This is a genomic window from Pseudomonas sp. RC10, from assembly GCF_038397775.1.
Lineage (GTDB): Bacteria > Pseudomonadota > Gammaproteobacteria > Pseudomonadales > Pseudomonadaceae > Aquipseudomonas > Aquipseudomonas bambusae.
Genome location: NZ_CP151650.1, coordinates 3,763,651 through 3,786,816, shown reverse-complemented (window position 1 = coordinate 3,786,816; position 23,166 = coordinate 3,763,651). Strand labels below are relative to the sequence as shown.

The 23,166-nt window shown below is 62.0% G+C and carries 18 protein-coding genes; 13 read left to right on the top strand and 5 right to left on the bottom strand.

The features are described from left to right. Positions 1 to 240: 240 nt before the first annotated feature. The 3 genes from AAEO81_RS17290 to AAEO81_RS17280 are packed head-to-tail and all read left to right on the top strand — an operon-like array spanning position 241 to position 4,068. On the top strand, positions 241 to 1,662 hold the full coding sequence (locus AAEO81_RS17290) for an ATPase domain-containing protein (protein ID WP_341958138.1): 1,422 nt from the start codon (positions 241 to 243) through the stop codon (positions 1,660 to 1,662). 51 nt (positions 1,663 to 1,713) lie between these two features. Beyond that, positions 1,714 to 2,082 carry a response regulator gene (locus tag AAEO81_RS17285; RefSeq protein ID WP_341958136.1) on the top strand — a complete coding sequence of 123 codons (369 nt, stop codon included), beginning with the start codon at positions 1,714 to 1,716 and terminating at the stop codon, positions 2,080 to 2,082. Between the two features lie 54 nt (positions 2,083 to 2,136). Beyond that, positions 2,137 to 4,068: a PAS domain S-box protein gene (locus tag AAEO81_RS17280; protein ID WP_341958134.1), complete on the top strand. Its 1,932-nt coding sequence runs from the start codon at positions 2,137 to 2,139 to the stop codon at positions 4,066 to 4,068. A gap of 21 nt (positions 4,069 to 4,089) precedes the next feature. On the opposite strand, the gene AAEO81_RS17275 is transcribed toward AAEO81_RS17280, so the two are convergent. Beyond that, positions 4,090 to 4,662 carry a LuxR C-terminal-related transcriptional regulator gene (locus tag AAEO81_RS17275; protein WP_341958132.1) on the bottom strand — a complete coding sequence of 191 codons (573 nt, stop codon included), beginning with the start codon at positions 4,660 to 4,662 and terminating at the stop codon, positions 4,090 to 4,092. 150 nt (positions 4,663 to 4,812) lie between these two features. On the opposite strand from AAEO81_RS17275, the gene AAEO81_RS17270 reads away from it, so the two are divergent. The 6 genes from AAEO81_RS17270 (at position 4,813) to AAEO81_RS17245 (ending at position 15,093) form a co-directional block, all read left to right on the top strand. Then, positions 4,813 to 5,991, top strand: coding sequence for an acetyl-CoA acetyltransferase (locus AAEO81_RS17270; protein WP_341958130.1), 1,179 nt, complete (start codon positions 4,813 to 4,815; stop codon positions 5,989 to 5,991). A gap of 2 nt (positions 5,992 to 5,993) precedes the next feature. Next, the gene (locus AAEO81_RS17265; protein ID WP_341958128.1) at positions 5,994 to 7,529 is read left to right on the top strand and encodes an AMP-binding protein; all 1,536 of its coding nucleotides are present in this window, start codon (positions 5,994 to 5,996) and stop codon (positions 7,527 to 7,529) included. Positions 7,530 to 7,588: 59 nt separating this feature from the next. Next, positions 7,589 to 8,971 carry an MFS transporter gene (locus AAEO81_RS17260; protein WP_341958126.1) on the top strand — a complete coding sequence of 461 codons (1,383 nt, stop codon included), beginning with the start codon at positions 7,589 to 7,591 and terminating at the stop codon, positions 8,969 to 8,971. A 312-nt stretch (positions 8,972 to 9,283) separates the two neighbouring features. After that, entirely contained in the window at positions 9,284 to 12,469 is a 3,186-nt protein-coding gene (locus AAEO81_RS17255; protein ID WP_341958124.1) for an efflux RND transporter permease subunit, read from the top strand. 1 nt (position 12,470) lies between these two features. Continuing rightward, the gene (locus AAEO81_RS17250) at positions 12,471 to 13,658 is read left to right on the top strand and encodes an efflux RND transporter periplasmic adaptor subunit (RefSeq protein ID WP_341958122.1); all 1,188 of its coding nucleotides are present in this window, start codon (positions 12,471 to 12,473) and stop codon (positions 13,656 to 13,658) included. Beyond that, on the top strand, positions 13,651 to 15,093 hold the full coding sequence (locus AAEO81_RS17245) for an efflux transporter outer membrane subunit (RefSeq protein WP_341958120.1): 1,443 nt from the start codon (positions 13,651 to 13,653) through the stop codon (positions 15,091 to 15,093). Before AAEO81_RS17250 ends, AAEO81_RS17245 begins: the two co-directional genes overlap by 8 nt. A gap of 68 nt (positions 15,094 to 15,161) precedes the next feature. On the opposite strand, the gene AAEO81_RS17240 is transcribed toward AAEO81_RS17245, so the two are convergent. Further along, positions 15,162 to 16,043 (bottom strand): NmrA family NAD(P)-binding protein, encoded by an 882-nt coding sequence (locus AAEO81_RS17240; RefSeq protein WP_341958118.1) that lies wholly within the window; start codon positions 16,041 to 16,043, stop codon positions 15,162 to 15,164. A 130-nt stretch (positions 16,044 to 16,173) separates the two neighbouring features. Between AAEO81_RS17240 and AAEO81_RS17235 the strand changes: the two genes are divergently transcribed. Then, on the top strand, positions 16,174 to 16,779 hold the full coding sequence (locus AAEO81_RS17235; protein ID WP_341958116.1) for a TetR family transcriptional regulator: 606 nt from the start codon (positions 16,174 to 16,176) through the stop codon (positions 16,777 to 16,779). On the opposite strand, the gene AAEO81_RS17230 is transcribed toward AAEO81_RS17235, so the two are convergent. The 3 genes from AAEO81_RS17230 to AAEO81_RS17220 form a co-directional block, all read right to left on the bottom strand. Further along, positions 16,769 to 18,334: a methyl-accepting chemotaxis protein gene (locus AAEO81_RS17230; RefSeq protein WP_341958114.1), complete on the bottom strand. Its 1,566-nt coding sequence runs from the start codon at positions 18,332 to 18,334 to the stop codon at positions 16,769 to 16,771. The two genes, AAEO81_RS17235 and AAEO81_RS17230, sit on opposite strands and share 11 nt — an antisense overlap. A 124-nt stretch (positions 18,335 to 18,458) precedes the next feature. After that, positions 18,459 to 18,689 carry a hypothetical protein gene (locus AAEO81_RS17225; RefSeq protein ID WP_341958112.1) on the bottom strand — a complete coding sequence of 77 codons (231 nt, stop codon included), beginning with the start codon at positions 18,687 to 18,689 and terminating at the stop codon, positions 18,459 to 18,461. Positions 18,690 to 18,950: 261 nt separating this feature from the next. Next, positions 18,951 to 19,727 (bottom strand): FadR/GntR family transcriptional regulator, encoded by a 777-nt coding sequence (locus AAEO81_RS17220; protein ID WP_341958111.1) that lies wholly within the window; start codon positions 19,725 to 19,727, stop codon positions 18,951 to 18,953. Positions 19,728 to 19,890: 163 nt separating this feature from the next. On the opposite strand from AAEO81_RS17220, the gene AAEO81_RS17215 reads away from it, so the two are divergent. The 3 genes from AAEO81_RS17215 (at position 19,891) to AAEO81_RS17205 (ending at position 22,899) form a co-directional block, all read left to right on the top strand. Continuing rightward, positions 19,891 to 21,204 (top strand): MFS transporter, encoded by a 1,314-nt coding sequence (locus AAEO81_RS17215; protein ID WP_341958109.1) that lies wholly within the window; start codon positions 19,891 to 19,893, stop codon positions 21,202 to 21,204. 16 nt (positions 21,205 to 21,220) lie between these two features. Further along, positions 21,221 to 22,201 (top strand): D-erythronate dehydrogenase, encoded by a 981-nt coding sequence (gene denD / locus AAEO81_RS17210; protein WP_341958108.1) that lies wholly within the window; start codon positions 21,221 to 21,223, stop codon positions 22,199 to 22,201. 149 nt (positions 22,202 to 22,350) lie between these two features. Continuing rightward, positions 22,351 to 22,899, top strand: coding sequence for a cupin domain-containing protein (locus AAEO81_RS17205; RefSeq protein ID WP_341958107.1), 549 nt, complete (start codon positions 22,351 to 22,353; stop codon positions 22,897 to 22,899). Positions 22,900 to 23,166 lie beyond the last annotated feature (267 nt).

Sequence of the window (23,166 nt, the reverse complement as noted above, 5' to 3'; positions counted from 1 at the left end):
ATCAAACCCATGACCCGGAGCGGCGCAGCGAGCAGTCGAAAGCGGAAACCGAAAGCTGCGTCCCAGAGCAAGCGGATGAAAAAACACCGTCGCGGCCATGAGGCTATTTCGCGGGTTGTGCCGTAAGTCTTCGCCACGAATGATGATTGCGCTTGGAAAGCGGCGCCAAACGCGAAAGAATGCGTCTTTCGTCGTGCGTATCGTTCGCACCGCTGACGATCACTGGCGGAGGGAGCACATTTGAACCAGCTAAGACGCCTCAAGAGCGGAATTCAGGGGCTGGATGAATTGTTGAAGGGAGGCTTCGTCGCCGGGTCTTCCTACATCATTCAAGGCCGCCCCGGTTCAGGCAAAACCATTCTGGCCAACCAGATCGGCTTCAACCATGCCCGCGATGGCGGCCGCGTGCTGTTCGCGACCCTCCTGGCCGAACCCCATGAGCGACTGTTCCAGTTTCTCTCGACCCTGAGCTTTTTCGACAAGGATAAGATCGGCGACCAGATCCAGTTTGTCAGCGCTTTCGACACCATGGAAAACGACGGGCTGGACGAAGTGGTCAAGCTGCTGCGCCGTGAGATCGTTCGACAGAAGTCCACTGTCATGATCCTCGACGGGTTGCTCAACGCCCGCTCCCGCGCCGATTCGCCGCTCAACACCAAACGCTTCATCTCCGAATTGCAGGGTCACGCTGCGTTCGCCGGCTGTACGGTGTTTTTCCTCACCAGCTCTCAGCTGGACGACGGCAGCCCCGAGCACACGATGGTCGATGGCGTGCTGGAGTTGGGCGAAGAACTGGTCGGCATCAAATCCATCCGCCGCATCAAGATGCGCAAGACCCGGGGCAGCGGTGCCATTCCAGGCGCCCACGAATGCGAAATCACCGAAGACGGCCTGGTGGTGTACCCGCGTCTGGAAAGCACGGTGACGCATTCCTCCATGCGTGACAGTGATCACATCACCGTGGTCCCGTGCGGTGTGCCGGGGCTGGACCGGTTGATCGGTGGCGGCCTGATGGCTTCGTCGGTGACGTTGCTGATGGGGCCTTCGGGTTCCGGCAAAACGTCGTTGGGCCTCAGCTTTCTCGGCCAGTCAACGGTGGAAGAACCGGGGTTGCATTTCGGTTTCTACGAGTCTCCTCAGCGCCTGCGCATGAAAGCTTCTTCCCTCGGCCTGGACTTCGAAACCCTCGAAGCCTCGGGCGCGCTGACAATCATGTGGAAGTCGATCACCACCGAACTGATCGACAAGCTCGCGCTGGAACTGCTGCGCACGGTCGAAGAGAAATCCATCAAGCGGGTGTTCCTCGACAGCCTCGGCGGCATGACCCGGGTGGCCGCGGACAAATCGCGGATTCTCGACCTCTACACGGCGCTGATGAGCGAGTTGCGGGCGCGCAATGTCACGGTCGTCGCGTCGTGGGAAGTCATCAGCCTGTTGGGCGGCGAGATAGACGCCCCGGCGCCTGACTTGTCCTGCATCGTCGACAACCTGCTGGTGCTGCGGTTCGTGCAGGAATCGGCTGAACTTAAACGCCAGCTGTCCATTCTTAAAATAAGGGACAACCCCTACGATCCGGCATTACTGGAGGTGGTCTTCAGCGATCAGGGTCTCGACGTCAAAAAGGTTCATTTCCATGCCCCTGGCTCAACCCATCACGCCTAAAGGTCGTCGCCGCGATCTCGCTCATGGCGGGTTGCGCAGGCCGGGGGCGTTATGACCACGATATTGATCGTCGATGACGAATACCTGATCGCCGACGTACTCAGCTTCGCGCTTGAGGATGAAGGCTACCTCACGGTGACTGCTGGCAGCGGCCAGCGTGCCCTGACCATTCTGGAGCGAGAGCGCCCGCAGCTAATCATTACCGATTACATGATGCCCGGGATGAACGGCATCGAGCTGGCGGAGACCGTGCGGGCACACAAGACACTGAATGAGATTCCCATCATGCTCATGAGCGGCGCTCAGGCGCATTTGGGCATGGCGCGTCGGGACTTGTTCCTTGAGGTATTCGACAAACCGTTCGACATCCACGCCGTGGTAGACCGGGTCAAATCCCTCCTCAAACCGGACGGGGCGTAACGAAAAGCTGGCCGCTCAAGCTCCCCATCCACCTTCATAGCCTTAGAGGCCAGCATGCAACCACCCGCGCCGTCATCAGGACTGCTTTCCCAGGAAGACCGCTATCGGATGCTGGTCGATGCGGTGTTCGATTACGCGATTTACATGATCGACACCGCAGGCATCGTTTGTAGCTGGAACTCCGGGGCGCGGCGGATCAAGCAGTACGATGAGGCGGAGATTCTCGGTCGTTCGTTCTCCCTGTTTTACACCGAAGAAGACCGCCTGGCCGGTTTGCCTCAGCGGGCGCTGTCCATTGCCGCGACCTCGGGACGTTTCGAAGGGGAAGGCTGGCGAGTGCGTAAGGATGGCACGCGGCTATGGGCGCTGGTGGTCATCGACCCGATTCATGCCGCTGACGGCACGTTGATTGGCTTCGCCAAAGTCACCCGCGACCTCACCGAGCGGCGCCAGGCCGAGGAAGCCCTGCGTCGCAGTGAGCAGCAATTCAGCCTGCTGGTGCAGGGCGTCACGGATTACGCGCTGTACATGCTCGACCCGACGGGCATCGTCACCACCTGGAACGCGGGCGCCCAGCGCATCAAGGGCTATACGCCGGATGAGGTCATCGGCCAGCATTTTTCCCTGTTCTTCGAACCCGCTGACGCGCAGGCGGGCATGCCGCAACGCTCGCTGGACATCGCCGTGCGCGAAGGGCGCTTCGAGGGCGAGGGCTGGCGGGTGCGCAAGGACGGCTCGCGGTTTCTGGTGCACGTGGTGATCGACCCGATTCGCGATCAGGGCGGTGTCATCATCGGCTTTGCCAAGATCACCCGCGACGTGACGGACTCGGTCATGGCGCAGACCGCGTTGAAAGAGGCGAGGGAAGCGCTCTACCAGTCACAGAAAATGGAGTCCATCGGCCAGCTCACGGGCGGCATCGCCCACGATTTCAACAACCTGCTGACGGTGATTCTCGGCAGCCTGGGCATCGTCAAGAAGCGCCTGTCCGGCGATGGGAAAACCGTGTCCTTGCTCGACAACGCCATTGCCGCCGCCCATCGGGGTTCATCCCTTACCCAGCGCATGCTGGCGTTTGCGCGGCGTCAGGAGCTGGCGCCGGAGCCCGTCGACGTAGGGACATTGATTCGCGGCATGTCCGAGCTGCTGGGGCACTCGTTGGGGGCGAACATCTCGGTGGACACCCGATTCCCACTGCTGCTGCGGCAGGTGTTCGTCGACGCCGGTCAGCTGGAAATGGCGATCATGAACCTGATGATCAACGCCCGGGACGCCATGCCGAACGGCGGCAACATTGAAGTCTCAGCCCGGGAAGCCGCGTTTTGGCGTTCGCCGGAATCGACCGAAGAGCCGTTCATCTGCATCTCGGTGGCCGACACCGGCACCGGGATGGATGAGGCCACGCTGCAACGGGCGATGGAGCCGTTCTTTACCACCAAGGGGCTGGGCAAAGGCACTGGTCTGGGCTTGTCGATGATTCACGGCCTGGCCGAACAGTCGGGCGGCAAGCTGGTCCTGAAAAGCCAACCCGGCCTCGGCACGACCGCCGAGCTGTGGCTGCCCATTTCAAAGGTGGCGAGCGAACCGAGCCCCATAGCGAACGAAACCCTCCCTCGCATTGCGGCGCTCCCCACCCAACAGCTCAAGGTGCTGTTTGTCGACGACGATCCGCTGGTGGTGCTGAGCACCCGGGCCATGATCGAGGACCTGGGGCACAGGGTTCTGACCGCCAGCGATGGCGACGAGGCGTTGGCCCTGATTCGCGAGCACAACGATTTCGATCTGGTGATCTCGGATTACGTCATGCCCGCGATGTCCGGTTCCGAGCTGGCCGAGCAGATTTCCCGCTTGCGCCCGGCCTTGGCGATCATCATTTCCTCAGGGTTCACCGACACGGTTTCGCCCTTGGCCCAGCGCTTGCCGCGCTTGCCTAAACCCTTCAACCAGGCAGAGCTGGCGCGGGCCATCGCTTCGATTGGCTCTTGAGCGTCGCAAGGTGCGCACTGCCTAGCGCAGAACAATGATTTTCGACACCAGATCGGCGCTGTTTCGTGCTTGCAGCTTTTTCATCAGGCGTGCGCGATGGACTTCGACGGTGCGGTGGGAAATCGACAGTTTGCGGGCAACCTCTTTACACGTCAGGCCATTGACGATGTGCGCGGAAATCTCGCGTTCTCTGGGCGTGAGATTGACGGTGGGGCGAATGGCCCGGTCCATGCGCTCGAAATGCCAGACCATCAACTGGAAGGGTTCGTCAGGGGTCAAGGTGTAGCCGTTGGCCCGCGCCCAGAACACCTCGCCGCTCTGGTGCTGCATGAAACGCTCGTCGGAATACGCGCCGTTAAGGGCGTTGCGCAGCCAGCTCAGGCTGCGCTCGCCGATGGCCTGATAGTCGGCTTGTGAGGGGTAGAGCTTCAAAATCAACTGATCGGCCAACTCGTCGCGCTCATAGCCAAACAGCTTCAGAAAGGCGTCGTTGAAATCCAGCATGCGACGATTGCCGGTGATGACCTGAGGCGCGGGAGACACTTGAAACGCCAGCCGTTCCAGGTCCTGCAGGTGGTCGGACTCATCTTTCATCGCGCTGTCTCGCTGTTTTTATTGTCGTCTTCCAGACCAGTATCGGCCTTTGGCACTACTCATCCCTATACGTAGTTGTACGAACTGGCGAGGGGGCTTCGTGGTGGGCATTGTAAAGAACGCCTGCTCATTGCGAAGGAGAAAATAAAAATGGTCAATGACGCCGTATCCATCGTTGCCGCCGGTCACAGCCGGTTCGGGCGACTGGACAACACCACCCTTGAAGACCTGATTGTGCAAGTCACGCGTCAGGCTCTGGACGATGCCGCGATTGACGCCTCGGAAATCGACGCGATCTTCCTCGGGCATTTCAATTCCGGGCTGGTACCCGACGGTTTTCCGGCCTCGCTGGTGCTGCAAGCCGACCCTGCCTTGCGCTTCAAACCCGCCACCCGCTGCGAAAACGCCTGTGCCTCTGGTTCTGCTGCGATTCAAGCCGGGATCAACGCGATCCGCTCCGGCGCTGCCGAACTGGTGCTGGTGGTCGGTGCCGAGAAGATGACCTCCAACACCACGGCGCAGGTCACCCAGGCCCTCGCCGGTGCCGGGTATCAGAACGATGCCGAAGAGGCCGGCCTGAGTTTTCCTCAACTGTTTGGCATTGCCGCCGCCCAGTATCGCGACCGCTACCAAAGCCCGATGTCGGCGATGGCGGCGATTGCCGCGAAAAACCACGCCAACGCGATGGCCAACCCGCTGGCGCACATGCACAAGGCGATGCCGTTCGAACACTGCAATACCGTGTCCGACAGCAACCCGGTGATTGCCTCGCCCTTGCGCCTGAGCGACTGCTCGCTGATCACCGACGGCGCGGCAGCGATCATCCTCGCCTCGCCAAAACGTGCCCGTCTGTTTCGCCGTGAAGTGCTGATTCGCGGTGCGCGTCAGGTCAACGACGTGTTGCCCATCGCCCAGCGCGACATTCTCGCCTTTGAAGGCCCGCAGCGGGCGATTCACGCGGCGCTGCGTCAGGCCGAGGTGACGCTGGCCGATATCGGGTTCGCCGAAGTCCATGACTGTTTCACCATCGCCGAACTGCTCATCTACGAAGCCATGGGTCTGGCGCCGAAAGGCGAGGGCCATCGCGCGCTGGACGACGGCATCGTGCAGGCGGGCGGGCGTCTGCCGGTCAACCTGTCAGGCGGCCTCAAGGCCAAGGGGCATCCGGTCGGTGCTACCGGCGTGTCGATGCATGCGATGGCGTTCCATCAACTGACCGGCAACCCCATCGGCCTTGCCGCGCCAGACGCCGAATTCGGGCTGCTGTTCAACATGGGCGGCATGGCCGTCGCCAATTACGCCACCGTGCTGCAAGCGCGGAGGGCCTGACCATGAACATTGCTCATTGGTTGAACGATGCGGCCCGGCGCTGGCCCGAACGCCCGGCACTGTTTCGCGGTACGGAACAGGTCGCGGACTACGCCGAATTTGCCCGACGCGTGCAGGTCCGTGCGGGGTGTTTGAGTGAGGAATACGGCGTCCAGCCGGGGGACCGGGTCGCGCTGTTCATGAAGAACTGCTGCGAATACCTGGAGCTGTTTTACGCCATCTGGTGGATCGGCGCGGTCGCGGTGCCGATCAACTGCAAACTGCACGCCGCCGAAGCCGGCTGGATCGCCGAAAACGCCGAAGCGCGGCTGATGGTCACCGATGACGGCCAAGTGTTCGCGTTCGGAGAGTTGCCTGTCTCGTGCACGGAAGTGGCGGTTCACGGTTCGTTGGCTTCTCTGGCGGCCGAAGGTGAAGCGCTGAACGTGCCTGCTTCGCGCAACACCGACGACCTCGCGTGGCTGTTCTACACCTCGGGCACGACGGGGCGCTCCAAAGGCGTGATGCTGTCACACGGCAACCTCATGGCCATGTCGCTGTGTTACCCGCTGGATGTGGATCAGGTGTCTGCTGACGATGCCGTGGTGTACGCCGCGCCGATGTCCCATGGCGCGGGGCTGTACAACTTCATCCATGTGCGCTGCGGCGCCCGGCATGTGGTGCCCGAGTCGCGCGGGTTCAAGGCGGCGGAGCTGTTCGATCTTGCGCGAGGGCTGGAGCAGGTGTCGCTGTTCGCAGCGCCGACCATGGTCAAGCGGATGGTCGAAGAGGCCAAGCGTCAGGGCTACTCTGGCGAGGGTCTGAAAAGCGTGATCTACGGCGGCGCGCCGATGTACGTGGCGGATCTGCGTGAAGCGGTGGAGGTGTTTGGTCCACGGTTGATTCAGATCTACGGCCAGGGTGAAAGCCCGATGACGGTGACCGCCTTGAGCCGCCAGGCCATCGCGGACCGGAGCAACCCGAATTGGGAACGCTGGGTGGCGTCGGTGGGCATGGCGCAGTCCTGTGTCGAAATCAAAATCGTCGATGCCCAGCGGCATGCGGTTGCCAGCGGGCAGGCCGGAGAAATCGCCGTGCGCGGCGCGACCGTGATGCAGGGCTACTGGCGCAACGAAGCGGCGACCCGCGAAACCCTCGTCGATGGCTGGCTGTTCACGGGCGATATCGGGTATCTCGACCCGGATGGCTGCCTGACCCTGACCGACCGCTCCAAGGACGTGATTATTTCCGGCGGCAGCAACGTGTACCCCCGCGAGGTCGAGGAAGTGCTGGCCACGCACCCCGGCGTTTTCGAAGTTTGCGTGGTCGGTGAAGCGGACGCGGAGTGGGGCGAATCGGTGGTGGCGTTCGTCGTGGCGCGTGAAGAGCAGGCGGTCGATCAGCACGGGTTGAACGAGTGGTTCGTCTCGCGCATGGCCTCGTTCAAAAAGCCGAAAAAGTACGTGTTCTGCGCCGAACTGCCGAAAAACAGCTACGGAAAAGTGCTCAAGACCGATCTGCGGCTCTGGTTGAAGGAGCGCAGCGCGGCGGCGGTGTGAGTGCACCGTTTCACCATGATGTTTTTCCTTGAATAACAACAAAAGACAGGAATACAACAATGGCAACTCAACAACAAAATCCCGAACGGCAACGTCGCCGCGCCTTCATTGGCGCGATTTCCGGCCACCTCATCGAATGGTATGACTACGGCGTCTACGGTTTTCTGGCGGTGTACATCGGCGGTGCGTTTTTCGTTTCCGACAACCCCACCACCAGCCTGCTGAGCAGCTTCGCCGCGTTCGCGCTGAGCTTTTTCATGCGGCCGCTGGGCGGGTTGTTCTTCGGTCCGCTGGCCGACAAGATCGGTCGTCGCAAGACCCTGATCACGGTGTTGATGATGATGGCCGGTTCGACCTGCCTGCTCGGATTCCTGCCGACCTACGCGTCGATTGGCCTCGCCGCTCCGGTGCTGCTGATCCTTATCCGCTGCGTCCAGGGCTTCTCGGCCGGTGGCGAGATCGGCACCATCACCAGCTTCATCTCCGAGTACGCCGGGCCCGGTCGCCGTGGTTTTTCCACCTGCTGGCTAATGGTCACGGCGGTATTGGGGCTGCTCCTCGGGGGCGCTGTCGCCAATGGCATGACCTGGGTATTGGGCGCGGAGACGATGCAATCGTGGGGCTGGCGTGTGCCGTTCCTGATCGCCGGCCCCATGGGGATGATCTCGATGTACATTCGCCTGAAACTAGAAGACAGCCCGGAATTCCTTGCGCTGCAAAAAGCCGGGGAAACCTCCAAGGCGCCGCTGCGTGAGGTCTGGCAGTGGAAGCGGGCGATTGCACTGGTGTTTTTCATCATCACGCTGCACAGCTCGATCTTTTATCTGGTGCTGACCTTCGCCTCGACCTACATGTCGCGCATCCTCAAGTTCGACAGCGGCACCACGCTGTTCTACGTGTTCATCGCCAGCCTCGCGGCGGCGTTCGTCATGCCGTTGGGCGGAGCGTTCACCGACCGTTACGGGCGCAAACCATTCCTGATGGTGGTGGGTGTGCTGGCGACGATGGCGATGTACTGGTTCTTTAAAGCGGCACCGACCGCAACGCCTGCCACGTTCATCTGGCCGTTGATGGCCGTGGCGATTCTGTTCGGGCTGTACGCCTCGTCGACCTACGCGACCATGAGTGAGCTGCTGCCAACCCGGATTCGCTCGACCGGTATCGCGGTGGCCTACAACATTCCGGTGGCCGTGTTCGGGGGCAGCGCGCCATTGATTTCGACCTGGCTGATTCAGCAAACCGGCGACATCAGCTCACCGTGGTATTTCTACATCGGCACCGGGATCGCGTCGCTGATTGCCCTGACGTTGCTGCGCCAGGAAGATTTCGTGGCGTGTACCCAGGCTGTGCAACCTGCATCGAGCGAGCGGGACACCGGGTCTTCATCTTCGGCGTTCCCCGTCACACCTGCCTCCGAATCCAGCCACAGCACCGCGGCCTGATTCGTCCCGACTGCGTCGCACCCTCTGAGCGGTGCGACGCAGGCCGTTCTCCCTCGATGTGTCGCGTTTTTCTCAGGCCTGTACCGGTCTGCGGCCTCCCGATCTGCGTCCGCCGCCATCCGCTTTTCATGCCTGCGGTCCATGTCATGAAAAATTAAGTGGTATATACCCGTATTTGTGAATATCGTGCGCCATGCCGCCTTTTCTGGACGGGCTTCGTCGATCGGATCGACCTGGACGTCGGAGCGCCGTCGGGCCGTTTGTGCCTGATCCGCTTCGACATTGATGTTTCACGCTTGTCTGGATACTTCCATGCTTGGCCTCGTACGCGTTGCTTTGAGACGACCGTATACCTTTGTCGTTCTCGCCGTTTTGATCATGATCGTCGGGCCGCTGGCGGCTCTGCGCACCCCCACTGACATTTTTCCGGAGATTCGCATTCCGGTCATCGCGGTCATCTGGCAGTACACCGGTCTCTCGCCGGACCAGATGGCCGGGCGCGTCACATCCCCGTTCGAGCGGGTGCTGACGACCACGGTCAACGACATTCGCCACATCGAAGCCCAGTCGCTCAACGGCTTCGGGATCGTCAAAGTGTTTTTTCAGCCGGGCGTGAACATCAGCAACGCCAACGCCCAGTTGACGTCGGTGTCCCAGGCGATCCTGCGCAACCTGCCGCCCGGCACGGTGCCGCCGTTGATTCTCAACTACAGCGCCTCAACGGTGCCGATCGTGCAACTGGCGTTGTCCGGCCAGAACCTCAGCGAGCAGAAGCTGGGTGACATCGGCCTCAACACCGTGCGGCTGATGCTCACCACCGTGGCGGGCGCGTCGCTGCCGTACCCCTTCGGTGGCAAGACCCGTCAGGTGCAGATCGACCTTGACCCTGCGCAGATGCAAGCGCGAGGGCTGTCTGCCCAAGACGTCGCCAACGCGCTGGCCACGCAAAACCAGATCACCCCCGTGGGCACCCAGAAGATCGGGGGCTACGAGTACATGCTGCAACTGAACAACTCGCCGGTGGCGTTCAAGGACCTCGAAGACCTGCCGATCAAGACCGCCAACGGCACCACGGTGCTGATACGTGATGTCGGCACGGTCAAGGACGGCAGCCCGCCGCAGACCAACATCGTGCACGTCAACGGCAACCGTTCCGTGCTGATTCCGGTGCTCAAGACCGGCTCGGCCTCGACCCTCGGGGTGATCGAAGGGATCAAGGACAAGCTCGCCGATTCCAAGGCGCAGTTGCCTGAAAACCTGAACATCGACCTGATCGGCGACCAGTCGCTGTTCGTGCGAGCGGCCATCAGTGGCGTCGCCCGTGAAGGGTTGATCGCCGCCGCGCTGACCAGTCTGATGATCCTGCTGTTCTTGGGGAGTTGGCGTTCGACCGTGATCATTGCGGTCTCGATTCCGCTGGCGATCCTGTCGTCGATTGCCGCGCTGTCGGCGATGGGTGAAACCCTGAACATCATGACCCTCGGAGGGCTGGCGCTGGCCGTCGGCATCCTGGTCGACGATGCCACGGTGACCATCGAAAACATCAACTGGCACCTGGAACAGGGCAAGCCGGTGGAGACCGCGATCCTGGACGGCGCCGCGCAGATCGTGACACCGGCCTTCGTGTCCCTTTTGTGTATCTGCATCGTGTTCGTGCCGATGTTCTTCCTCGACGGCGTGGCCCGGTTCCTGTTCGTGCCGATGGCCGAAGCGGTGATTTTCGCGATGATTGCCTCGTTCATCCTGTCGCGAACGCTGGTCCCGACCATGGCGAACTACCTGCTGAAACCCCACAACCTGACGGAAGAGGGCGCGCACAAACCTGCCAGCCGCAACCCATTGGTACGATTCCAACGGGGTTTCGAGGCGCGTTTCGAACGGATTCGCGAGGGGTATCACGGGTTGCTCGCCGCCGCGCTGGAGCACCGCAAAGGGGTGATGGTCGGCATCCTCGCCTTCGTCGTCGCGTCCTTCGCGCTGGCGCCGACGTTGGGCCGCAACTTTTTCCCGGCGGTGGATTCCGGGCAGATTCTGATGCACGTCCGTGCCCCGGTGGGCATGCGTGTCGAAAGCACGGCGCAGTTGATCTTCGATGTGGAGAATGCCGTGCGTCGAGTGATCCCGGGCTCCGAACTCAAGGCGGTGGTGGACAACATCGGGCTGGCGGTCAGCGGCATCAATACCGCGTACAACACCACCGGTACGGTCGGCTCCCAGGACAGCGACATCCAGATCAGCCTGAACGAAGACCATCAGCCGACCGCCGAGTACGTGCGCCAGTTGCGTGAGCAACTGCCTCGCGAATTCCCCAACGCCGTGTTCTCGTTCCCGCCAGCCGACATCGTCGGGCAGATTCTCAACTTCGGTTCGTCGGCCCCGGTGGACGTGCAGATCACCGGTAACAACCTGGGCGGCAACTACGCCTACGCCAACACGCTGCTGCGTGAAATCCGTCGGGTGCCGGGCGTCGCGGATGCCCGGATTCAGCAGTCCCAGCAATTGCCGACGTTCAAGATCGACGTGGACCGCACCCGAGCGCAACTGCTCGGGATCAGCGAGCGAGACATCACCAACAGCCTGGTGGTCAACTTCGCGGGATCGAGCCAGGTGGCACCGACGTTCTGGCTCAACACGGCGAACGGCGTGTCGTACCCCATCGTGCTGCAAACCCCGCAGTACAGCCTCGACAAGTTGGCGCAGCTGTACAACCTGCCGCTGACCTCCACGTCCTCGACCGGCAGCGGACAGATTCTCGGCGGCCTGGCGTCGGTGGCGCGGACCCACAGCAACTCCGTGGTGACCCAATCCGACATCCAGCCCGTGGTGGAAATCCTCACCTCGGTGCAGGGCCGTGACCTCGGCGGTGTGGCAGCAGACATCCAGAAGATTCTGGCCGCGCACGCCAACGACGTGCCGAAAGGCTCGAAAGTGGCGCTGCAAGGTCAGTCAACGACGATGAACAGCGCCTTCAGCGGCATGTTGTTCGGGCTGCTGGGGGCCGTCGTGCTGATCTACCTGCTGATCGTGGTCAACTTCCAGTCGTGGAGCGACCCGTTCGTGATCATCACCGCATTGCCTGCGGCCCTGGCGGGCATCGTCTGGATGCTCTTTGTCACGCACACGCCGTTGTCGGTGCCAGCGTTGACGGGGGCGATCATGTGCATGGGGGTGGCGACGGCCAACGCCATCCTGGTCGTCAGCTTCTGCCGGGAACGGCTGGCGGAGCACGGCAACCCGTTGCAGGCCGCGCTGGAAGCCGGGTTTACCCGCTTCCGTCCGGTTCTGATGACCGCCATTTCGATGATCATCGGCATGGCGCCCATGGCCTTGAGCCTGGGCGAGGGCGGTGAGCAAAACGCGCCACTGGGCCGTGCGGTGATCGGCGGTCTGTGCTTCGCCACTGTGGCCACGTTGTTCCTGGTTCCCATCATTTTCAGCCTCGTTCACGCACGCGACAGTCGCGCCCGCGTCCAGGCCACTGCTTCTCAAGGGTTTTGACATGCTCAACGACACTCCTGTAACCCAACGTCAGCCACGCGTCAGCGGCTGGCGAGCGAATCTGGGTCTGCTGATTGCGCTGGTCGTGGTCGCCGCCGTGGTGTTCGTCGGTCTCACGGCCCGCGCCAGTGAATCGAAAGACCTGAAGACCTGGACCGATGCCCAGGCGCTGCCCAGCGTGATCGTCATCAGCCCGGCCGCACCCACCCAAGGTTCGGCGCTGATTTTGCCGGGACGCCTGGAAGCCTGGTCGCGGGCAGCGATCTTTGCCCGTGTCGGCGGTTACCTGAAGTCCTGGAAAGCCGACATCGGCGCCAAGGTCAAGGCAGGCCAACTGCTCGCCGAGATCGACACCCCCGAACTGGATCAGCAGTTGCTCCAGGCACGCGCCGATCTGGCCACCGCCAAAGCCAATGCCACGCTGTCCCAGACCAGTGCCAAACGCTGGCAGGCCATGCTGGCGTCGGACTCGGTGTCCAAGCAGGAAGTCGATGAACGCAACGGTGACCTGGCTGCGAAGCTGGCGCAGGTTCAGGCGGCTCAGGCCAATGTCGAGCGGTTGTTGGCGACCAAAGGTTTTCAACGGCTGACCGCGCCGTTCGACGGTGTGGTCACGGCGCGCTCCACGGATGTCGGCGCGCTGATCAACGCGGGCAGCACGGCCAGCGGCCAAGAACTATTCGCCGTGTCCGACGTCAGCCGTTTGCGGGTCTACGTTCAAGTGCCGCAGAGTTACGCGCCGCAGGTGAAGGCCGGTGCAACGGCGCGACTGAGCGTGCCCGAATACCCGCAGGAACAGTTCAAAGCCACCGTCATTGCCTCGGCGGATTCGGTGAACGCGTCGTCGGGCAGCACGCTGGTGCAGCTGCAAGTCGATAACCCCACCGGTCGTCTGCTGCCGGGCGCCTACACCAGCGTACGCTTCGACCTGCCGATTCAACCCAACGTCGTGCGGCTCCCGGCCAGTGCCTTGCAATTTGACGCTCAGGGCATGCGCGTCGCGACTCTCGATCAAAACGACCACGTGCTGTTCAAGACCGTGACCATCGCTCGGGATTTCGGTGATTCGGTGGAAATCGGTTCGGGCCTCGCCGCCACGGACCGCGTCATCGACACGCCGCCCGATGGCTTGAACGACAACGACCCGGTGCAGATCGCCAAACCTGCCGAGGCCAAACCCCATGGTTAAGCAGAGCATGCTGTTGATGGCGATGCTGGGGCTGGGCGCTTGCTCCCTCGCGCCGGACTACACCGTACCGTCGGTGCCCACGGCGCAACAGTACAGAGCCCAAGGGCCGTGGAGCCTCGCCACGCCCAGTGACCAGATCAGTCGCGACGGTTGGTGGCAGGTTTACAACGACCCGCAATTGGATGCGCTGCAGCAGCAACTGCTGGCCAATAATCCGACCTTGAGCGCAGCGCTGGCGCATTACGCGCAGGCTCAGGCGTTCGTGGCCCAAGTGAACTCAGCGTTATTGCCCACGGTGAAGCAGATCGGCAACGCGCAACGAATCCGCCAGTCCGATACGCGACCGTTGCGTGCCAGCACCACGGACGACGTCTACAACTCGGGCACCCTGGGTGTGCAGATCGACTACGAAGTGGACCTCTGGGGCCGCGTGCGCAATTCGGTGGCGGCGGGTACTGACGAAGCGCAAGCCTCGCTCGCCGACCTGGCGTCTGCGCGGCTGAGCCTGCAAGCGCAACTGGCCGACAGCTACGTGCGCCTGCGCGGCCTGGATCAGCAGACCCACCTGCTGGAACAGACGACCCAGGCGTTCAGCCGCGCGGTGGACCTGACCCAAGGCCTGCACGACGGCGGCATCGTCTCCGGGCTGGATGTCGCGCGGGCTTCTTCGCAGCTGTCGTCGGCCAAGTCGCAGCTCAAGCAAAACAACGTGCAACGGACGCTGCTTGAACATGCCATTGCGGCGTTGACCGGCGCCTCGGCGTCACAGTTCAGCATCGCGCCGAGCACTGCAGCCTTGCCATTGCCCACGGTGCCGACGGGCGTGCCCTCGACCTTGCTCCAGCGTCGACCTGATATTGCCGCCGCCGAGCGACGCATTGCCGCCGCCAACGCACGCATCGGTGTGGCCCGCGCCGCCTGGTTCCCCACGCTGACCCTGAGCGCCCAAGGCGGGTACCAAAGCAGCGAGTTCGCCAATCTGCTCAGCGCACCCAACCTGTTCTGGGCCGTGGGGCCTTCGCTGGTGACCACGCTGTTCGACGGCGGCTTGCGTCAGGCCCAGGTGGACGCGGCGAAAGCCGCGACGGATGAGGCGGGCGGCAAATACCGGGCGCAGGTGTTGGCGGCGTTCGAGCAGGTCGAAGACAACCTGTCGATCATTGATGGCCTGGGTTCGGCGCTGGAGGATCAGCGCGCAGCGGCGGAAGCGGCGCAATACAGCGAAAACCTCTCGCTGGCCCGTTACAAGCAGGGGGCGATTGGTTATCTGGACGTGGTCGTCGCACAAACCGCGTCGTTGCAGGCGCAACGCAGCGTGCTGGATTTGCAGACCCAACAACTGGCGGCGAGTGTCGGGCTGGTCAAGGCGTTGGGGGGAGGGTGGAACGTCTCGGAGCTGGCGGTCAACGGCAAGCCGGAGACGCCGCTTCGTTAAGGATTACCGCCATTGAAAAAGCCCCGCTGAATGCACGACTCAGCGGGGCTTGCGTGGATCGGGATCAATCAACGCTGATAGGCGGCCTTGTGCAAGGTCACAAAGGCCTGGACCGTCATCGGCGCGACGCCGGTGACGTCGGCGATGATCGAGTCTTCGCCCTCGAACACGCCATGCTGGTAGTCCTGCGCCACTTCAATCAGGTGCTGGCGGAGGAACGGGCCCAGCCCCGATTCGGTCATTTCCTTATCGTATTGCTCGAGGGTGATCGGCACGTAGGTCACGGTGCGGCCCAGCACTTCACCGACGGCATCGGCGACACCTTGCTGGCTCAGTTCGATCGGGCCGTTGAGGTCGTAGGTCTTGCCCGCATGAGGTTGCGGGTTTTGCAGGATCGCGGCGATCAGGCGGGCCTGGTCTTCGGCGGCGATCGGGGCGTGCCGACCGTCGCCGAACGGCAGACGGATTTCGCCGCGTTCGACGATGTGTTTCCGCCAGTGCGGGTAGAGCAGCCATTGGGCGAAGTACGTCGGGCGAAGGTGAGTGGTCGCCAGACCCGACCAGTCGAACACGCGTTCGGCGGTGTAATGGCTCAAGGCTGCGTTGCTTTTAGCCACGCGACGGGCGGAAATCTGCGACATGTTCACCAGCGAGGTCACACCGGCTTCTTTCGCCGCCAACGCGAAACGGGCGCTCGCGTCGATGATGCCGGGGTGGATCGGGTAGACGAAGTAGGCCGACTCGATGCCTTCAAGGGCGGCGCGCACCGAATCAAGGTCCTGGAAATCGCCAATGGCAACGTCTGCGCCCAGCTCGCGCAGTTCCGCCGCGCGGTGGTCATCGGCGCGCACCAGAGCTCGGACAGGGATGTTTTTTTTGCGCAGGATTTCGACGGTTTTGCGGCCGGTGAAGCCAGTGGCGCCGGTGACGAGCAGGGTGGGTTGAGACATGATCGATCCTCAGTACAGGAAACCGCTTGCGCGGACGGGAGAGTTATATGAAGCTTGTAATTCACATTAGATGGTGATCGGAATCTAATGTCAACAGCACGTCGGATATTCGGATAGAAAGAGGCGTTCCATGCGCAAGAGCAAACTGGAAACCGCTGCAACGAGGCAGAAAATCATTGAGGTCAGCCGCGTCGAGTTTCGTCGCCACGGCATCGACGGCAGCGGCCTCACCGCATTGATGGCGGCCGCGGGTTTGACGCAGGGCGGGTTTTACAAACACTTCGAGTCGAAGGCACACCTGGTCGCGGAGGCGACGAAAGCGTCCGTGGACGATCAGTTGGCGAAGTTGGCGCAAGTCGGGGCATCAGGCGAAGAGGCCGATGCGTTCAATGCATCGGTCGCCACTTACCTGAGCGTGCGGCACCGGGATGAAAGCAGTGGTTGCCCGTTTGCGGCGTTGGGCAGTGAACTTGCGAGGGCTGAAGACCCCGTGAAGACGGTCGCGGTGGAAGGGTTTGAGCAGACTCTGGCGCTGCTGACCGAGCAGTTGGCCGCCGCCCGGCCCGAAGGGGATGCCGGGCCGTCAAACCGTGATCAGGCCATGCTGAGTCTCTGCGCGTTGATGGGGGCGCTGACCGTCGCCCGGATGGCCGAAGGTCGTGCGCTGTCAGAAGAAGTGCTAGCAGCGGTTCGTCGGCAGTTGCAGGTTAAAGCCCCGACCGCTACTAGCGATTAAACCGCTCGGCCAGGCTGTGAAGGTACTGGGCCATTTGCTCCAGCTCTCGGCTGATGCTCGACCCCTGTTGCGCTTGCCCCGCGCTCTGGTCGCACAATTGAGCGATGCGGTTGATCTGCTGATTGATGCTTTCGGCCACGTGGGTTTGCTCCTCGGACGCCGAGGCCATCTGCTGGCTCATCCCGGTGATCCGTGACACCGCCTGGCTGATGCCACTCAACGCGTGCTGCACCGCTTCGACGCTGGTCACGCTTTCCTGCGACATGGCCTGGCCCCGCGTGGCCGTGGCGACCGCCCGGCTGGCGCCCTCGCGCAATTCGCCGATGATGCCTTGAATCTGCTCGGTGGAGGTCTGCGTGCGCGAAGCCAGTGAGCGGACCTCATCGGCCACCACCGCAAACCCTCGGCCCTGTTCCCCGGCGCGTGCCGCTTCAATAGCCGCGTTGAGGGCCAGCAGGTTGGTCTGCTGGGCAATGGAATTGATGACGTCCACAACACTGCCGATGGATTGCGTCGCACTGGCCAGCTCGCCCACCGCTTCGCCGATTTCAGACACCGAGTTGGCCATGTGGCGGATCGCCAACAGGCTGTCGTCGGCCAGGCTGCGTCCCTGTTGGGCGAGGTTGTCCGCTTCCAGCGCAGCGTTAGCGGTGTTCTGCACGTTATGGGTGACTTCCTGAATCGTCGCGGCCATTTGCGTGATGGCGGTTGCCGATTGATCGGTTTCGTTGCGTTGCTGATCGAGGGCTTCGGCCTGCAACAGCGACAGGCTGGCGGACTGACCGGCGCGCTGTTTGACGTTTTCCCCGGCATCCACCAGCCGCGTCAGCGCGGTTTGCAGGCGCGCTTCCTCGCTGAGCAACGCCAGGTCCAGACGCGCCTGCGGGCCCCGGTTATCGCTGTAGGTCAAGGCTATCAAAGGGTCGGTGAAGGCTTTGGGATGTTCGTCCAGCAGCGCCTTGAGCGTCTGGTTTTGCCGCCATTCCAGAAACACGCTGAGGGCGACCAGCGTCAGCAGCATGGCCGCCAACTCCGCATGATCGGCCAATAAATAATTGCAAACGCCGAGAATCACAGCGGCGATGATCAGCGGCAGTTGGCGGGCCAGTTGATAGCGGGCGGTTTCAACACCGGAAACGGCAGACTTGCCCGCTCGCAGGCGCGCGTACAGCGCCTCGGCCCGACGCACCTGCTCGCGGGTCGGGAGCGCCCGAACGGACTCGAACCCCGAGATCTTACCGTGCTCGTAGATCGGCGTGACGTAAGCGCTGACCCAGTAAAAGTCGCCATTCTTCGCGCGGTTCTTCACCACGCCCATCCATGGCTTGCCCTGTTTGAGGGTCTCCCACATGTGGGCGAACACCGAGGGCGGCATGTCGGGGTGACGAACGAGGTTGTGGGGCTGGCCGATCAGTTCTTCGCGGGTAAAACCGCTGAGGGCGACGAAAGCGTCGTTGCAGTAGGTGATGTGACTGCTGAGGTCGGTGGTGGAAATCAAACGCTCGTTAGCGGCAAAAGTACGTTCCTGTTGTGTAACCGGCATGTTCAAACGCATAGACCGACTCATCCCTGACAGTGCTGAAGTGCTTGCCAGTAGGTGTAGCACAACATTGCCGACGCCGACGAACGGTGCCCGGCAATGGGAATCTGTTCCCAGAAACCGGGCATTCAAGCGTCGGTCAATTGCCGTCGGCGACCTTGCGTTCGATGGCATCGGTCTTGCGTTTCAGCTCTTCGGCTTCCTGTTCCTTGGTGCGGATGGAGGTGGGAGTGATGACTTCGTCCACGGCGCGGGTGTCGTCGTCGCGGTCTGCGAGATCGCGCTCGACCACGTTCACGGGCTTGCCGGACGCATCGGTAGGTGGGGCGTTGGTGGGACGGGTGGAGGCGTTGCGGTCGTCGTTACTCATGTCAGTATCCTCAGGGGGCTTGAATATTGGAGGACAGCGCGCAAGACGAGTTCGAGGAATTTGCGGGGTGTGCATGAGCACGATGCTCAAATCCCGGGCAGAAAAAAGCCCGCTGGGGAAGACGGGCTTAAAGAGGATCAAAAGGAGTAGGTGCAGACTGAACCTTGCGACGTGAACATTTCGTGAAAACGGATTTATGACTGATTCCTATTTAGCAAATCACGACGAACGGTCAAGTCTTGCGGGCGAATGCCAAGCGCTTCAAGGATTTATGTGCACGGGATTCTGCCAAAAGGAAGGGTCAGCACTCTTCAATCGCTCGACAGCATTGTTGATGTGGGTGAGGGCGGCCTGGCGTGCAGCTTCCGGATCGCGGGCGGCGATGGCGTCGTAAATGGCGACATGTTCGACGCGCACGGTGCTGGCCATTTCCTGACGGCGCTCTTCATTGGAGCGGGTGATGCGGATGGCCTCTTTCACAAACTGGGCGATGAATTCGTGCAAAGACGGGTAAAGCGGATTGCCCGTGGCGTGGGAAATCGACAGGTGATACGCCAGGTCTTCCTCGACGCCGTCATGGCCTTCGTGCTCAGCGGTATCAATGGCTTTCAGCGCACGCTCAATGGTTTCCAGTTGTTGACGGGTGTGACGCTGGGCGGCGAGGGCGGCCGCTTCGCCTTCAATGCCCCGGCGTAATTCCGTGACGCGCAACACCGCTTCGATGGAGCCGCCGACGTCCACATCGATGGTGAACGCCTTGATGTGCGCACCTTCGCAGACCACGGTCCCGCTGCCCTGACGCACTTCCACCAGACCCGCCGACTTCAGCCGGGAAATTGCTTCTCGCACCACCGTGCGGCTCACCCCGTAACGCTCGCACAGCACAGGCTCGGTGGGCAGGCGCGTGCCGGGAAGGGCTTCGCCGTTGGCGATATGCGCTTTGAGTGCGGCCGTGACCTGATCCGCCAGCGTGCCTTTGGAGGCGTCTTTCAGGCTGGAGGGGGCATTCGGGCGCGGGGTCAGGTCGGAGGCGGACATGGAAATCTCATGTTTCAAATGAATGAACGTTACTGCATTTCCGGCGCCACGTCCCGTGCAGGAAGCGTGTTGAATTCGTATGACGTATTATGTTACTTGTTATGTCGCACGCTGTTCTGCCCCCAACATTCGCCCACTACAAAAACAAAGGGATGGGAAAGAAATGAGTGAATCCTTGACGCAGGGCGCCAGCGGCACGCCCGCCGCCGATGCCTCCGAAGACGCGGCTTACCGCAAGGCGGCGTGGCGCATTCTGCCGCTCCTGCTGCTGTGTTATCTGGTGGCCTACCTCGATCGGGTCAATGTCGGTTTTGCCAAACTGCAAATGTCCGATGACCTGCATTTCTCCGAAGCGGTGTACGGCCTCGGCGCGGGCATCTTTTTCATCGCGTACTTCCTGGTTGAAATCCCCAGCAACCTGATCCTGCACAGGGTCGGCGCCCGGCTGTGGATTGCGCGGATCATGATCAGCTGGGGCGTGATCTCGTCCTGCATGGCCTTCGTGACCACGCCGATGTCGTTCTACATCATGCGTTTCCTGCTGGGGCTGGCCGAGGCCGGTTTCTACCCGGGCGTCATTCTGTACCTGTCGTACTGGTTCCCGACCCACCGTCGCGGGAAGATGTTCGCGTTGTTCGCCAGCGCCGTGCCGCTGTCGGGCCTGGTGGGTGCGCCGCTGTCCGGCTGGATCATGGCCGTGTTCGACGGCGCCCACGGTTGGGCGGGGTGGAAGTGGCTGTTCTTCATCGAGGGCCTGCCGTCGGTGGCCATCGGCATTCTGGTGATTTTCTGCCTGAGCGACCGCATCTCCCACGCGGGCTGGCTGACTCAGGAACAGAAAACCCTGCTGCAATCGCGCATCGACGCCGAAAGCCACTCCCACGAAGTCCACAGCGTGCGCGACGTGTTCCGCCAGCCGCGCATCTGGCTGCTGACCGCGATCTATTTCTGCATGATCGCCGGCTTTTACACCGTCGGTTTCTGGCTGCCGACGCTGGTCCGTCAGGCCGGGGTCACCGACGTGCTGCACATCGGCCTGTTGACCGCGATTCCGTACGGCGCGGCCGTCGCGACCATGCTGCTGGTGTCGCGCCACGCGGACCGGGTACGTGAACGCCGCTGGCATCTCGCACTGACGGCCATCGTCGGCGCCATCGGTTTGATCATCGCGGCGACCTGGAGCAGCAGTTTCACGATGTCGATGATCGGCCTGACCCTCGCCGCCATGGGCGCCCTCAGCACGTTGCCACTGTTCTGGAGCCTGCCGACGGCGTTCCTCGGAGGTACTGCGGCCGCTGCGGGGATTGCGCTGATCAACTCGTGCGGCAACCTCGCAGGGTTCGTTTCGCCGTATCTGATCGGCTTCCTCAAGGACATGACCCAAAGCACCACCATCGGCCTGTACGTGATGGCGGGTGCACTGATCCTCGGGTCGGTGTTGATCTTCCGGATTCCCGCAAAACTCGTTAACCGTTGAGCAACAGGAGTGACCCATGAATATTCTCGTGACCGGTGCGGCCGGCTTTCTCGGCCGTCGCCTGATCGAAACCCTCTTGCAGCGCGGCGCGTTGACCGATCGACAGGGGGCCAGGCAGGCCCTCTCGAAAATCGTGGCTTTCGACGTGGTGCCGCTGACCGGCCTGGACGACCCTCGGGTCGAGGTGGTCTGCGGTGACATCGCCGACCCCAAAGTGCTGGAAGGGCTGGTGACCGCCGAAACCGACAGCGTTTTCCACCTTGCGGCCGTGGTGTCGAGTCAGGCCGAACAGGACTTCGAGCTCGGGATGCGCATCAACTTCACCGCGACGCAACAGCTGCTGGAGCGGATTCGCAGCCTCGGCACCTGCCCAAAATGGGTGATGACCAGTTCCGTGGCGGTGTTCGGCGGACAGCTGCCTGCTCAGGTGGAGGACCATCAGGTCTGGGCGCCGCAAAGCTCCTACGGCACACAAAAGGCGATGAACGATTTGCTGCTCGCTGATTACAGCCGTCGGGGTTTCGTCGATGGCCGCAGCTTGCGCATGCCGACTATCGTCGTACGGCCCGGCAAACCCAACCTTGCGGCATCGAGCTTCGCCAGTGGCATCATCCGTGAGCCGCTCAACGGGCAGGAAAGCGTGTGCCCGGTGTCGCTGGAGACGCGCCTGTGGCTGATGTCACCGGCGCAGGCCATCGCCAACCTGATTCATGGCCATGAGCTGTCGGCGGAGCAATTGCAGCCGGGGCGGGTGATCAACATGCCGGGCTTGTCGATCACGGTGGCCGACATGATTGACGCGTTGCGGCGGACGGCGGGGGACGAGGTCGCCCACCGGATTCGTCTGGGGCGCAACCCGGCGATCGAGAAAATCGTCGGCTCCTGGCCAGGGTCATTCACCGCAACGTATGCGAAAAAGCTGGGCTTTACCGCCGATCACGATTTTGCGGATGTCATCGGGCAGTTCATCGCGGAATACCCACCCCAACCCAGCTAAAACCGTCGCGTTCATATGTCGCGTGGCCGTCTAGGTCAGGGCGGTTAATCGTGTTCTAATCAGCCCCACTCAAACCGGGGAACGGCCCACGCTTCGTGTGTGAAAACAGGCACTTCCCCCGATACCCTCAGAATCAACCAAGGGCTGTCATGGATACGGGGTCACGACTGAAGTTAGTGCGGGAAAGCTACAAAATGTCCCAGCGTGAGCTGGCCAGACGCAGCGGAGTCGCCAATGGCACGATCTCCTTGATTGAGTTGAATCGCGTCAGCCCCTCGGTCAGTTCGCTGAAAAAACTGCTGGAGGGGTTTCCCATGACCCTGGCGGATTTTTTCTCCTTCGATCAGCCGCCTCAAGAACAACGCTACGTCTTCCGCGCCGGAGAACAGCCGGATCTCGGTCGCGACGGATTGCGCCTGTTGCTGATCGGCGCTTCGGTGCCCAGCCGCCAGATGCGCATGCTCCGTGAGCAATACGCGCCGGGTGCAGGCTCGGGCGATGAACCGATCGTGCATGCCCAGGGCGAGGAGTGCGGTCTGGTCACGCGAGGCACCATCGAGCTGACGGTAGACGGGCAGATCAGCATTCTCAACGCCGGTGATGGGTATTACTTCCCGACCACGCTGCCCCACAGCTTTCGCAACATCGGGCAGGATGAGGCAGAAATCATCAGCGCGAACACGCCAGCTAATTTTTAAGGAGCGTCTGGCGTGAGGTTACCAAACGCCAGACAGCACGAAGGGGAGCCGAGGCTCCCCTTCAAGGTGTTTCAGTTGCATGCTCTTTTTTGTTTTTAGGTGGCCTGTTGTTGTTTTTGGCAGCCATACCTTTTTGGTTTTGAGCGACCCCCATCCGGGGCCAAGAGCAAACGTATTTTTTTGAGCGCTGATGTAGCTTCGATCTTGCGATTCAACCCATGCGGTAGCTACCTGAAGGTAGTTTTATTGTTCTCTGCCCGGTCGAGA